This window comes from Streptomyces sp. NPDC002853 (assembly GCF_053591915.1).
In genome coordinates this window covers 502,792-515,041 of record NZ_JBSFUS010000002.1, presented here as the reverse complement: position 1 = coordinate 515,041, position 12,250 = coordinate 502,792, and the positions used below count along the sequence as shown (strand labels likewise).

Annotated in this window: 12 protein-coding genes; all 12 read left to right on the top strand. The window is 70.4% G+C overall.

Features of this window, described 5'->3' with window-relative positions:
• Positions 1 to 14: 14 nt before the first annotated feature.
• The 12 genes from ACWD02_RS06905 to ACWD02_RS06850 all read left to right on the top strand — a co-directional run bounded on the left by ACWD02_RS06905 (position 15) and on the right by ACWD02_RS06850 (position 12,240).
• Entirely contained in the window at positions 15 to 1,439 is a 1,425-nt protein-coding gene (locus tag ACWD02_RS06905; RefSeq protein WP_451205350.1) for a DUF6801 domain-containing protein, read from the top strand.
• Positions 1,440 to 1,525: 86 nt separating this feature from the next.
• Positions 1,526 to 2,542 (top strand): ABC transporter ATP-binding protein, encoded by a 1,017-nt coding sequence (locus ACWD02_RS06900; RefSeq protein ID WP_451205347.1) that lies wholly within the window; start codon positions 1,526 to 1,528, stop codon positions 2,540 to 2,542.
• Positions 2,539 to 3,336, top strand: a complete 798-nt coding sequence (locus ACWD02_RS06895) for an MlaE family ABC transporter permease (RefSeq protein ID WP_451205344.1) — start codon at positions 2,539 to 2,541, stop codon at positions 3,334 to 3,336. Before ACWD02_RS06900 ends, ACWD02_RS06895 begins: the two co-directional genes overlap by 4 nt.
• 3 nt (positions 3,337 to 3,339) lie before the next feature.
• A complete protein-coding gene (locus tag ACWD02_RS06890) occupies positions 3,340 to 4,170 on the top strand; it encodes an MlaE family ABC transporter permease (protein WP_451205341.1) in 831 nt (276 codons plus the stop codon).
• A complete protein-coding gene (locus ACWD02_RS06885; protein ID WP_451205338.1) occupies positions 4,167 to 5,486 on the top strand; it encodes an MCE family protein in 1,320 nt (439 codons plus the stop codon). Before ACWD02_RS06890 ends, ACWD02_RS06885 begins: the two co-directional genes overlap by 4 nt.
• Positions 5,483 to 6,517, top strand: a complete 1,035-nt coding sequence (locus tag ACWD02_RS06880; RefSeq protein ID WP_451205335.1) for an MCE family protein — start codon at positions 5,483 to 5,485, stop codon at positions 6,515 to 6,517. Before ACWD02_RS06885 ends, ACWD02_RS06880 begins: the two co-directional genes overlap by 4 nt.
• The gene (locus ACWD02_RS06875) at positions 6,514 to 7,557 is read left to right on the top strand and encodes an MCE family protein (protein WP_451205332.1); all 1,044 of its coding nucleotides are present in this window, start codon (positions 6,514 to 6,516) and stop codon (positions 7,555 to 7,557) included. Before ACWD02_RS06880 ends, ACWD02_RS06875 begins: the two co-directional genes overlap by 4 nt.
• The gene (locus ACWD02_RS06870) at positions 7,557 to 8,729 is read left to right on the top strand and encodes an MCE family protein (protein WP_451205330.1); all 1,173 of its coding nucleotides are present in this window, start codon (positions 7,557 to 7,559) and stop codon (positions 8,727 to 8,729) included. The genes ACWD02_RS06875 and ACWD02_RS06870 overlap by 1 nt, the downstream gene beginning before the upstream one ends.
• Entirely contained in the window at positions 8,726 to 9,877 is a 1,152-nt protein-coding gene (locus ACWD02_RS06865) for an MlaD family protein (RefSeq protein ID WP_451205328.1), read from the top strand. Before ACWD02_RS06870 ends, ACWD02_RS06865 begins: the two co-directional genes overlap by 4 nt.
• Positions 9,877 to 11,088 (top strand): MlaD family protein, encoded by a 1,212-nt coding sequence (locus ACWD02_RS06860; RefSeq protein WP_451205325.1) that lies wholly within the window; start codon positions 9,877 to 9,879, stop codon positions 11,086 to 11,088. The genes ACWD02_RS06865 and ACWD02_RS06860 overlap by 1 nt, the downstream gene beginning before the upstream one ends.
• 14 nt (positions 11,089 to 11,102) lie before the next feature.
• Complete coding sequence (locus ACWD02_RS06855) at positions 11,103 to 11,603, top strand: hypothetical protein (RefSeq protein ID WP_451205322.1); 501 nt, start codon at positions 11,103 to 11,105, stop codon at positions 11,601 to 11,603.
• Between the two features lie 46 nt (positions 11,604 to 11,649).
• Positions 11,650 to 12,240 (top strand): hypothetical protein, encoded by a 591-nt coding sequence (locus ACWD02_RS06850; protein WP_451205320.1) that lies wholly within the window; start codon positions 11,650 to 11,652, stop codon positions 12,238 to 12,240.
• Positions 12,241 to 12,250 lie beyond the last annotated feature (10 nt).

The window sequence follows — 12,250 nt, the reverse complement described above, 5'->3', positions numbered from 1 at the left end:
ATCGGAGAGCAGCGATGACTGGTGCCCTGAGCGGTCGGCGCACCGCACGGGTGGCTGCGGTCGCCGTCGCGGCGTGTGTGCTCGGCCTGCTGCCCGGTTCGGGCTCGGTGGCGCGGGATCAGCGCGAAGCCCGGCTCACGGCCGCGTACGACTGCACCCTGCCTTCGGGGGGCCGGCAGGTCGACATCGCCTTCGGTGCCACTTTTCCCGAGCGCGGTGCGGTCGGGAAACCGATCAGGCCCACGGAGGTGAGGGTGAGCACGACCCTGCCACGCTCAGTTGTGGTCGCGCTGCTGCCCGCAGGGACGGCGTCGGTCGCGGGGAAGGGCGTGCTGGCCACGACGGTCGCCCAGGGGCGCGAGCGGGCGCACGCCGAGTGGGCGGACCTGGCTTCGGCCGAGGTGCGGCTGCCCGCTCAGGGCGCCGTGGAGATCGGCCTCGGCGGCGACGTGCCCTATGTGACGGTCGACTCGGCGGGCGATGTCACCTTCAGGGCGGGGGAATTGGACCTCACCCTCACGGCCGTGACCGGTGAGGGCGGGGGACAGCCCGTCCAAGCCGAGCTGGCCTGCACCCCGGCCAGGGGAGCGGACACCTTGCTCGCGGCCGTTCCCGTCGAGGCACCCGCCTCGGGAACGCCGTCGGCTCCGCCCAGTGGCTCCGCCGCCCCGGGCGGCGATTCCCCGCGCGAGGCACCCGGGGGGATCGACGCGGGGCCGCGGCCCCGCGCCGCCATGGACGCCTGCCCCGCACAGCCGCCCAAGGGCACGCTCGACCCGAAGCGGCTGCCGGCGGTGCCGCCGGGCGGGGAGGTCAGCGAGCTGGAGCCGACCTCGATGTGCGCGGTGCCGGCGGGCTTTGCCACCCTGCACAAACTCAAGAGCTCGGCCCTGGTCAACGACCCGCGCGCGCAACGGGTCGGCCTGATGCACCTGGCCATGCGGATGCGCGAGGTCAGGGCGCCCGACTACGTCGAGTACGACCACCTGGGCCTGATGCAACTGCCCGACACACAGGGCACGTTCCTCACCTTCGGCTTCCAGCCGACCACCGCCAAGGTCCGCTTCGAACCCGAGCCGGCGACCATCGTCAACATCATCCGGCCGGGCAAGGCGCCGGTGACCAGGGTCGGCTACCGCCAGCATCTGCGCCTGTACGACGTACGCATCAACGGGGTGCCCCTGGAGGTCGGACCCCGCTGCCGCACCTCGCGGCCCGTCGAGACGGAGCTGACCGGCAGCTATCCGGTCAGTGAGGGCGGGCTGCTGCAGGGTGAGCTGGACATTCCCGCGCTGAGCGGGTGCGGCACGCGCGGCGAGGACCTGGACGCGCTGCTTTCCGGCGCGGTCTCCGGGCCCGGCAACGCCCTGAAGATCCGCCAGGGGCGGGTCTGCGGCGCCGGATCAACCTGCAAGGTCCCTGAGCTTCCCGACCTCTGACCGCCGAGCGAGCCGCGGGCCGCGAGCCCGGGGGCCGAGGCAGGCCCCAACCGTGAGCAACCCCGAACTCTGAGCAAGGAGGTGCGATGGGAGTCGAAGTGGTCGTCGAGGGACTGACCAAGTCGTTCGGCAAGCAGAACATCTGGCAGAACGTGACCCTGACCCTGCCGCGCGGCGAGGTCAGCGTGATGCTCGGCCCGTCCGGCACCGGCAAGACGGTCTTCCTGAAGTCGATCGTCGGCCTGGTCCGCCCCGAGCAGGGGCACGTCCTCATCGACGGCGTCGACATGGTCAACAGCCGGGAGCGGGACGTGTACGAGGCCCGCAAACTGTTCGGCCTGATGTTCCAGGACGGCGCGCTCTTCGGCTCGCTCAGCCTCTTCGACAACGTCGCCTTCCCGCTGCGCGAGCACACCCGCAAGAAGGAATCGGAGATCCGCCGCATCGTCATGGAGCGGCTCGAACTGGTCGGCCTCGCGGGTGCCGAGAAGAAGCTGCCCGGCGAGATATCGGGCGGCATGCGCAAACGCGTGGGCCTGGCCAGGGCCCTTGTGCTCGACCCGCAGATCATCCTGTGCGACGAGCCGGACTCGGGACTCGACCCGGTGCGCACCTCCTACCTCTCGCAGTTGCTCATCGACATCAACGCGGAGATCGACGCGACGATGCTCATCGTCACCCACAACCTCGACATCGCGGCGACCGTCCCGGACAACATGGGAATGCTGTTCCGCCGCAACCTGGTGACCTTCGGGCCGCGCGAAGTGCTCCTGACCAGCGAGGAGCCGGTGGTCGAGCAGTTTCTCAGCGCCCGCAGGGCAGGGCCCATCGGCATGTCGGAGGAGAAGGACCAGGCCACCTTGGACCTGGAGGCCGCGCACGGCATCGTCGCCGGGCCCTCCGTCGAGCGCACCATCGTGCCGCAGCTGGCACCCACTCCCGGGCTGCCCGAGCGCCAGGCGGTGCGCCGGCGCCGGGAGCGTGTCCAGGGCATGCTGCACGATCTGCCGCCCGCGGCCCGCCGCGCCATCGAGGCGAGCCTGCGCGAGGGCGACGCCCCCACGCTTGCCGCGCACCGGGTGGTCAGGGGAGCGGCCACATGAGCGCGCCCCCCGCCCCGCGTCAGCCCCTGCCGGGCCTGGGCGTGCTGCGCGAGGTCGGCCACATGTTCGCGCTCGCCCTGAGCGTGCTCCGTCTGATCTTCAAACGGCCCTTCCAGTGGCGTGAGTTCGTCGAGCAGTTCTGGTTCATCGCCAGTGTCACGATCCTGCCCGCAATGCTGGTGACCATCCCCTTCGGAGCGGTCATCGCCCTGCAGGTGGGCTCCCTGATCGAGCAGTTCGGCGCCCAGTCCTTCACCGGCGGCGCCAGCGTCCTGGTCATCATCCAGCAGGCAAGCCCGCTGATCGTCTCCCTGCTCATCTCGGGCGTCGCCGGGTCCGCGATCTGCGCGGACCTCGCCTCGCGCACCATCCGCGAGGAGCTGGACGCCATGCGTGTCATGGGCGTCTCGCCCGTCCAGCGTCTGGTCGTGCCCCGGGTCCTTGCCGTGATGCTGGTCGGGCTGCTCCTCAACGGCCTGGTCTCCGTGGTGGGCACGCTGGGCGGCTACTTCTTCAACGTCGTGATGCAAAACGGCACCCCGGGCGCGTACGTGGCCAGCTTCTCCGCCCTTGCCCAGCTGCCCGACCTGTACATCGGCGAGTTCAAGGCGCTGGTCTTCGGCTTCATCGCCGGTGTGGTGGCCGCCTACCGCGGGCTGAATCCCAAGGGCGGTCCCAAGGGCGTGGGTGACGTGGTCAACCAGTCGGTCGTCTTCACCTTCCTCATCCTCTTCTTCGTGAACATGGTCCTGACGGGCGTCTATCTGCAGCTCGTCCCTCCGAAGGGGCTGTGACCCATGGCCCTGACGCAACGCGGCGGCAAGAGCCGCGCCTTGGCCTGGCTGGACCGGCCCGGCGACGAACTTCTCTTCTACCTGCGGGCGCTGATCTGGATCCCGCGCGCCGTGCGCCGCTACCCCAAGGAGATCCAGCGGCTGCTGGCGGAGGTCGCCTTCGGCAGCGGCGGCCTCGGGGTGATCGGCGGCACCGTCGGCGTGATGATCGGCATCACCGTCTTCACCGGCACCGTCGTCGGCCTGCAGGGCTATGCGGCGCTGAGTCAGATCGGCACCGACGCGTTCACCGGCTTCGTCTCCGCCTATTTCAACACCCGCGAGATCGGCCCGCTGGTCGCCGCCCTGGCACTGTCCACCACGGTCGGCGCGGGGTTCACCGCCCAACTGGGCGCGATGCGCATCAACGAAGAGGTCGACGCCCTGGAGAGCATGGGCGTGCGCTCCACGCCCTTCCTGGTCAGCACCCGCATCGTGGCCGGTGCGATCGCGGTCATCCCGCTGTACGGCATCGGCCTGCTCGGCTCCTACCTGGCCTCACGGGCGACGACCGTGCTGTTCAACGCGCAGTCCACGGGCACCTACGACCACTACTTCAACCTCTTCCTGGTCCCCACGGACGTACTCCTGTCCTTCCTCAAAGTGCTGGTCTTCAGCGTGCTCGTGATCCTCGCGCACTGCTACTACGGATTTCGCGCCTCGGGCGGCCCCGCCGGGGTGGGAGTGGCCGTCGGCCGCTCCGTGCGCACCGCGATCGTGCTGATCAGCGTCACCGATTTCTTCCTCAGCCTGGCGCTGTGGGGCGCCACGACCACGGTGAAGGTGGCCGGATGAGCGCCCCGCCCCAGACCCCGACCCGCCCGGCTCCGGCCCCGGCGGCCCGCACGCGTCCCACGGAGAGCGCCCTTGCCCGCCGCAGACGCCTCGCCGGAGTGGTGTACCTCGTGGCGCCCGCCCTGCTGGTGTGGCTGTCGATCGCCGTCTACGACAAGGAGTTCACCGACTCCGCGAACGTCATCGTCGAGACGGGCCGCGCCGGCAGCGAGATGCACCCCAGCGCCGAGGTCAAGCTGCGCGGCGTCGTCGTCGGCGAGGTCGAGAAGATTGACACGGGCGGCCGCACCGCACGGCTCACCCTCGCCCTGCACCCCGACAAGATCGGCCGGGTCCCGTCCGACGTCCAGGCCCAGCTGCTGCCGACCACCCTGTTCGGGCAGCGGTACGTGGCCCTGGTCCCGCCAAAGAATCCCTCGGATCGCCCGCTGACCGCGGGCAGTGTCATCCCGCAGGACCGCAGCCGCAGCGCCGTCGAGCTGGAACAGGTGCTGGACAATCTGCTGCCCCTGCTGACCGCCGTACAGCCGCAGAAACTGTCGGCCACGCTGTCCGCCCTCGCCCAGGCCCTCGAAGGACGGGGGCACAAGCTCGGCGAGTCGCTGGTGGAGCTCGACGGCTACCTGAAGGACTTCAACCCTCATCTGCCCTCCCTGAACCGCGACATCAAGCACCTCGTCGAACTGAGCGACACCTACGCCGATGCCGCCCCCGACCTGGTCGACGCGCTGCATGACGCCACCACCACCAGCGCCACCCTCGCCGCGCGACGGGCCGACCTGTCGACGCTGTACGCGTCGGTCACCAGCAGCTCCCAGGAGACCGTCAGCTGGCTGCGCGGCAACCGCGCCAACCTCATCAGGCTGACCGCCACCAGCCGCCCGACCCTGGAGATCCTCGCGCGGTACGCGCCCGCCTTCCCCTGCACCCTGAGCACGGTCGCCGACTTCGTGCCGGCGATGGACGCCGCCCTCGGCAAGGGCAGCGACCGGCCGGGCCTGCGCGTCGACGTGCGGGTCGTCCCCTCGCGCGGCGCCTACGCACCGGGCCGGGACACGCCCCGCTACGAGGCAGGGGGCGGGCCGCGCTGTTACCCCGTCCCCTACACGGGAGGCTCCTACGCCGCGCGGCAGAGCACGGCCACCACCCTGAGCGGGGTGTCCGGCGGGCTCGGCGTGGCCAACTCGCCCCAGGAGAACACCCTTGTCACCGAACTTCTCGCCGCACCGGACAAGGACCGGCGCGGCCCGCTGCCCGACTGGTCGAGCGTCCTTGCCGGACCGGCCTTCCGCGGAGCGGGGGTGCAACTGAGGTGAGCGGACAGCGCAGCCTGACCGGACCCGCCGTCAAGTCGCTGATCTTCATCGTGGTGACCGCCCTGGCCACCACCGTGCTCGCGTTGAGCGTCTCGGGCAGCGACGTCAAAGGCACCCGCAGCTACAAGGCCTGGTTCACCGACGCCACCGGCCTCAACGAGGGCGACTCGGTGCGCATCGCCGGGGTGAAGGTGGGCCAGGTGTCTTCGATCGAGATCGTCCAACGCCGTTACGCGCAGGTGGAGTTCACGCTGGAGGGGCAGCGGAGGATGCCCGCTTCGGCCACGGCGTCCATCAAGTACCTCAACATGCTCGGGCAGCGCTTCGTCGATCTGCGCCGCGGCGCCGGACCGGTCGGACGCACCCTGGAGCCGGGGCAGACCATCCCGCTCAGCCGCACCACCCCCGCACTCGACCTGACCCAGCTCTTCAACGGATTCCAGCCGCTGATGCAGGGACTCTCCCCCAAGGACACCAACGCGCTCGCCGGGTCGATCGTGCAGGTCCTGCAGGGCGAGGGCGGCACGGTCGAGAGCCTCCTTGCGACCGTCGGCTCGCTGACCACCACGGTCGCCGCCAAGGACCGGGTGATCGGGGAGGTCATCAGCAACCTCAACCGCGTCCTCAAGGCGGTCAACACCCGGCAGAAAGGCTTCACCGAACTCATCGGCACCGTCGAGAAGCTGGTCTCCGGCTTCTCCGACGACCGCAAGAGCGTGGGCCGGTCCGTCACCTCGCTGGCCAAGCTCAGCGTGAGCACCGCGGACCTGTTCGGCAAGAGCCGCGCGCCCCTGAAGGACGGCATCCGCGACCTGGGACGGGTGTCCAAGACCCTCGCCGACAACGAGCCCTTGGTCGAGAACTTCCTGCAGAAGACCCCGCAGAAGATGACCGCCATCTCCCGCCTGGCCTCCTACGGCTCCTGGCTGAACCTCTATCTCTGCGAGGCGAAGGTCAGCGGTGTCTCGACCTACGACGACAGCCCGCCGCCGACCGGGCTCGCGATCAAGGATGCGAGGTGCCGCGCATGAAACTGCCCCGGCTGCGGCGCCCCCGCCTCAAACCCGTCAACGAGCGCAACCCGGTGGCCGTCGCCCTGGCCGGACTGCTGGCCATGACGCTGCTCGGGCTGCTCGCCTACAACGCCGAATCGCTGCCCGTGATCGGCGGCGGCACCCGCTACACCGCCGATTTCCGCGATTCGGTGGGGCTCAAGGCGGGCGACGAGGTACGCATCGCCGGCGTACGGGTCGGCAAAGTGCAGGACGTCGCCCTGGACGGCCCCAAGGTGAAGGTCACCTTCGAGGTGAAGGACGCCTGGATCGGCGACCGCAGCACCATCGGCATCGCCATCAAGACCCTCCTGGGCGCCAAGTACCTCGCGGTCGATCCGCTCGGCAGCCGCAAGCAGGACCCCGGCACACGCATTCCCATCCGCCGCACCACCTCCCCGTACGACGTGATGGAGGCCTTCAACGGCCTCAGCCGCACCACCGGTGCGCTGGACGAGGACGAGCTCGCCAAGAGCTTCAAGGCCGTCTCGGGGGCCTTGAAGGACACTCCGCCGCACGTCCGCAAGGCCATGAAGGGCCTCTCCGCGATCTCCCGCACGGTCTCCACGCGCAACGAAGAGCTGTCCGAACTCCTGGAAGGGTCTGCCCAGTTCACCACGTCGGTGAACAGCAAGAAGAAGCAGTTCGAGCGGCTGCTCGACCACGGCAACCTGCTCCTTGAAGAGGTACGCCACCGCCGCAAGTCCATCCACGCGCTGCTCACCGGCGCCCGCGACCTCGGCACCGAGATCAGCGGTCTGGTCGGCGACAACGAACGCCGGCTGGGTCCCGCGCTTGCCGCACTCGACCGGGTCACCGGCGTCCTGAGCAAGAACCGGAAGAACCTCGACAAGGCCCTCGCCGCCGCCGGACCCTACTACCGGCTCGTCGGCAACACCCTGGGCAACGGGCGCTGGATGGACGGCTATCTGTGCGGCCTGGTCCCCAAGAACTATCTGCCCGCGGGCACGGGCCCGGCCACCGGATGCATGCCGCCGAAGCAGGGAGGCGGACGCTGATGGCCCGCACACAAGCACCCGGGCGCGCACCCACACCCGCACCTCGCGGGCTGGGCGAGCGGATCGCCGATGCCACCGACGCCCTGTGGGGCGGACGGCTCGTGGTCATCCTCATCGTCCTCACGCTCCTGGCAGCAGGCGGAATCGTCGGGGTGACGGCCCTGGCGGGCGGCGGAACCGGCAAGCACCTCACCGCCTACTTCGACCGGGCCGTCGCCGTCCACGAAGGATCCGACCTCAAGGTGCTGGGGGTGCGTGTCGGCAGCGTGGACGAGATCCGGCCCCAGGGCAGACAGGTCCGGGTGCGGCTCACCCTGGACGAAGGAGTCAAGGTGCCCGCCCAGGTGCGGGCCGTCGTGGTCGCCCCCAGCGTGGTGTCAGGACGGTTCGTGCAGCTCAGCCCCGCCTACAGCAGTGGGCCGCAGATCCGCGACGGGGACGTCATCAGCGCCGAGCACACGGCGACCCCCGTCGAGGTCGACGAACTGCTCAAGAGCGTCACCGAGTTGAGCGACGCGCTGGGCCCCGACGGCGCGAACAAGGACGGCGCCCTGGCCGGGCTCGTCGAGGCCGGAGCCAAGAACCTCGACGGCAACGGCAAGGACATCGGCGACACCATCCACCAGCTCGGCGGCGCCTCCGCCGTCCTCAACGGCAACAGCGGCGACCTCGTCACCACCGTCGAGCAACTGGCGGAGTTCATCGGCATGCTCAAGCGCAAGGACGGCCAAGTGGTGCGCGCCGAGCAGCAGTTGTCCGAAGTGGCGGGGTTTCTCGCCGCGGACAAGACCGACCTCGCCGGCGCCCTCAAGGAACTGGGGACGGCCCTTGGCCAGGTCAAGGGCTTCATCAAGGACAACCGGGGCCGCCTGAAGTCGAACGTCGACAAGCTGGCGGGCCTGACCCGGTCCGTCGTCGAACAGCGTGCCTCGGTGGCCGAGGCCCTGGACGTCCTGCCGCTGGCCGCCGCCAACCTCGACCAGGCCTACAACCCGCGCACCCGCACCATCGACGGCCGCGCCAACATCAACGAACTGGCCTCGGCGAGCGGCGGCGCCGAGGAACTCGTGGCCGTCCCCGACAAGCGGGTCAAGAGCCTGCCCGTGCTGCCGCTGCCGCCGGTGGGCACCGTGTACGGCACGGCGGACAACGCCGGGGGAGGCCGGCCATGAAGCGCCGCACCGCACGCCTCGCGATGGGCGTCTCCCTGAGCGTGACCCTGCTCGGCCTGGCCCTGGGCGCCGGCGGCCTGCCGGACTTCGAGGGCCTGCAGGATCTGCCGCTGCCCGGCGGAGCCGACCTGGGCGACCGTCCCTACGAGGTCACCGCCGAGTTCCGCGACGTCGTCAGTCTCTTCCCGCACTCCGCGGTCAAGGTCAACGACGTCGAGGTCGGCCGCGTGACCCGGATATCCCTCGCCGACAACGGCTGGACCGCCCGCGTCACCCTCAAGGTCAACGGCGGCGTGCGGCTGCCCGCCAACGCCTACGCCAACCTCGAGCAATCCAGCGTCCTGGGCGAGAAGTACGTCCAGCTCGTCGCCCCCAAGGACATGCGCGCCCGCCCCGACCTCCCGGACACCCGGCAAGGCACCGCGGCCGACTACGCCGCCAACCAGGGCCGGCTGCGCGACGGGGACGTCATCCCGCCGGCCCGCACCAACCGCAACCCCGAGATCGAGGAGGTCTTCGGCGCCCTGTCGATGGTCCTCAGCGGCGGCGGTGTACAGCAGATCCAGACCATCTCCCGCGAACTGAACAAGGCGCTCGTCGGCAAGGAGGGCCAAGTCCGCTCCGTGCTGCGGCAGATCAACACCACCGCCAAGAGCCTGAACAAGAACAAGAAACACATCACCTCCGCGTTGGACGGCATGAACCGGCTCTCCACCACCCTGGCCACCCGCGACCGCAAGATCGGCGACATCCTGCGGGACCTGCCGCCCGGCCTGAAGGTCCTCAGCGACCAGCGCTCCTCCCTGGTGAGCATGCTGCGCGCCCTGGACTCGCTCTCCACGGTCGCCGTCGACACCGTCGACCGCACCAAGGAAGACCTGGTGGCCGACCTCAAGGCCCTGGCCCCGGTCCTGAAGAATCTCGCCGACTCGGGCGCAGACCTGCCCGAATCACTGCAGGTGATGTTCACCTATCCGTTCACGGACGAGGTGCTCACCGGAGTGAAGGGCGACTACCTCAACGTCTACCTGAAGATCGCCGCGGCCCCCGGCACGGAGATCGTGCCACCCGTGCGCGGGGGCGGCGCCGCCCCCCGCTCGTCCCTGCCGCTGCCCGCGGTCACCGGAACCTCAGGAGGCGATTCCTGATGCTCACCCGCGCCACCCACCTCAAGAACATCGCCTTCCTCGCGCTCGGCGCATGCGTCCTGGCCTACATCGCCACCACGTACGCCGATCTTGGGCGATACGTGGGCGCCCGCGACTACTACACGGTCACAGTCGAGCTCGCCGAGACCGGCGGGCTGTTCAGCCACGGCAACGTCACCTACCGGGGCGTCGACGTCGGCCGCGTGGAGGCCGTCGAGCTGACCCCCGACGGAGTCGAGGCCCGCATCCGCATCAAGGAATCGGCGCCGAAGATCCCCGGCGACCTGGAGGCGAAGGTCGCCAACCTCTCGGCGGTGGGCGAGCAGTATCTCGACCTGAGCCCGCGCACCGACGAGGGCCCCTACCTCGCCGACGGCTCGGTCGTCCCGCGCGGGGCCACACGGACCCCGGCCCCGGTCACCGACGTACTCACCAGCGTCGACCGCCTCGCCTCCTCGGTGGACATCGCCGCACTGCGCACGGTCGTCGACGAACTCGGCAAGAGCTTCGAGGGGCGCGGACAGGACCTGCAGATCCTCATCGACACCAGCAGCGAATTCATTCGGGCGGCCAAGAAGTCCCTGCCCGCCACCACCCGGCTCCTCATCGACGGCGAGACGGTCCTGCGCACCCAGAACGAGCAGTCCGACGCCCTGAAGTCCTTCGCGAGCGGAACCGCCGAACTGGCCGCCCAGCTCAAGCAGTCCGACCCCGACCTGCGCCGCCTCATCGCCCAGACCCCAGAGGCGGCCACCCAGTTCACCGCCCTGCTGCAGGACACCGACCCCGGCCTGAGCGTCGTGCTCGCCAACCTCGTCACCACCTCCGAGCTCCTGGTGACCCGCCAGCGCGGCACCCGTGAACTGATGGTGCGCATCCCGCAGGTCGCCTCCACCGGAGCCAGTGCCGTCGGTCCCGACGGCGTGCGCTTCGGCATGGTCACCACGTTCTTCGAGCCGCTGCCCTGCACCGCCGGATACGGCGGCACCACCTACCGCAACGGCCTGGACACCTCGTCGGCCCCCGCCAACACCAAGGCGGCCTGCACCGCGGGACCCGGCAGCGGTCAGAACGTCCGCGGCTCCGCGAACGCACCACGCGGCGGCGTGCCCGAGCCCGCCCGGCCCGGATCGGACGAGAGAGGACAGCGCCAGGCGCCGTCCCACAGCCCCACCGACCTGCGCGGGCTGCTCGGGATGGACGCGTCATGAAGGACAGGGGAGCCATGGGGCGACGAAGCGCATGGACGGCCGCACTGCTGGTGGGAGCGCTGTTCTGCGGTTTCTCGGGATGGACGTACGCCCACACACGAGCCGACGACGATCTGGCCCACGCCCGCGCCCGGGACAGTGCCCTGCACGCCGCCCGCACGCACATCGCGGTGCTCAACACCATGGACGGCAACAACGTACGGGGCTCACTGCGCGCCTGGACCAAGGCGGCGGACGGGCCCCTCGCGGACGAGCTGCGGCGCACCGGCGACGACAGCGCCAAGGCCCTCGAACAGGAGGGCACCAGCACCCGCGGCACGGTCACCGACGCGGCGGTCATCTCCCTGGACAGCCGGGCGGGCACGGCGAAGGTCATCGCCACCGTCCGCGTCGAGGTGACCGCACGCACCGGCAAGTCCACCACCGACCGCAAACGCTTCGAAGCGGGCCTCGACGACAGCGGGGCGGGCTGGAAACTCAGCTCGCTGAGCGCGCTCCCGGTCGCAGCCAAATGAAAGGGCGCACTGGAATGACGGGGCCCAGCGGAATGAGGGGATGCACATGAACGCCGGACTGAAACCCCTGCGTGCGCCGGACGCCGACACGACCGGCGAGGTCGTCGACGCGGACACCGGGGCGCGCCCCGCGCCCCGGCGCCGCAAGAGCCGCACGCTGCTCGCCCTCCTCCTGGCCGCACTGCTCATGACCGGCGGCGCCCTCCTGGTCCTCGCCGACCGGACCGCGCACGCACCGGGCGCCGCCAACCAGGCGCTGACCGACAGCGAGCGGACCCGCCGGGTCGTCGCTGACATCAGCGACGCACTCAGCACGGTCTTCACCTACACGCCCGACGGCCTGGCCACCACCGAGCGGCGCGCGCACGACGTACTGCGGGGCAAGGCGGCCAAGGACTACCGGGCCCTGTTCGCGAAACTCCGCAGGCACGTCACCGATCAACAGCTGTCGCTGACCACGCAGGTGGTGCGGGCCGGAGCCGTCGAGCTCACCGGCGACACAGCGAGGCTGTTGGTCTTCCTCGACCAGCGGGCCAAGCGCAAAGGCGCCAAGGCGACCACCGCGCCCGCCCAGCTCTCCATCACCGCGCGCCTGGACGGCGGGCACTGGACGATCACCGACATCAAGGCCCGCTAGCACACCACCG

What these genes read in the sequence shown, in the direction of transcription:
- ACWD02_RS06905 (WP_451205350.1), top strand. Translation starts at nt 15, where the DNA reads ATGACTGGTGCCCTGAGCGGTCGGCGCACCGCACGGGTGGCTGCGGTC.
- ACWD02_RS06900 (WP_451205347.1), top strand. Translation starts at nt 1,526, where the DNA reads ATGGGAGTCGAAGTGGTCGTCGAGGGACTGACCAAGTCGTTCGGCAAG.
- ACWD02_RS06895 (WP_451205344.1), top strand. Translation starts at nt 2,539, where the DNA reads ATGAGCGCGCCCCCCGCCCCGCGTCAGCCCCTGCCGGGCCTGGGCGTG.
- ACWD02_RS06890 (WP_451205341.1), top strand. Translation starts at nt 3,340, where the DNA reads ATGGCCCTGACGCAACGCGGCGGCAAGAGCCGCGCCTTGGCCTGGCTG.
- ACWD02_RS06885 (WP_451205338.1), top strand. Translation starts at nt 4,167, where the DNA reads ATGAGCGCCCCGCCCCAGACCCCGACCCGCCCGGCTCCGGCCCCGGCG.
- ACWD02_RS06875 (WP_451205332.1), top strand. Translation starts at nt 6,514, where the DNA reads ATGAAACTGCCCCGGCTGCGGCGCCCCCGCCTCAAACCCGTCAACGAG.
- ACWD02_RS06870 (WP_451205330.1), top strand. Translation starts at nt 7,557, where the DNA reads ATGGCCCGCACACAAGCACCCGGGCGCGCACCCACACCCGCACCTCGC.
- ACWD02_RS06865 (WP_451205328.1), top strand. Translation starts at nt 8,726, where the DNA reads ATGAAGCGCCGCACCGCACGCCTCGCGATGGGCGTCTCCCTGAGCGTG.
- ACWD02_RS06860 (WP_451205325.1), top strand. Translation starts at nt 9,877, where the DNA reads ATGCTCACCCGCGCCACCCACCTCAAGAACATCGCCTTCCTCGCGCTC.
- ACWD02_RS06855 (WP_451205322.1), top strand. Translation starts at nt 11,103, where the DNA reads ATGGGGCGACGAAGCGCATGGACGGCCGCACTGCTGGTGGGAGCGCTG.
- ACWD02_RS06850 (WP_451205320.1), top strand. Translation starts at nt 11,650, where the DNA reads ATGAACGCCGGACTGAAACCCCTGCGTGCGCCGGACGCCGACACGACC.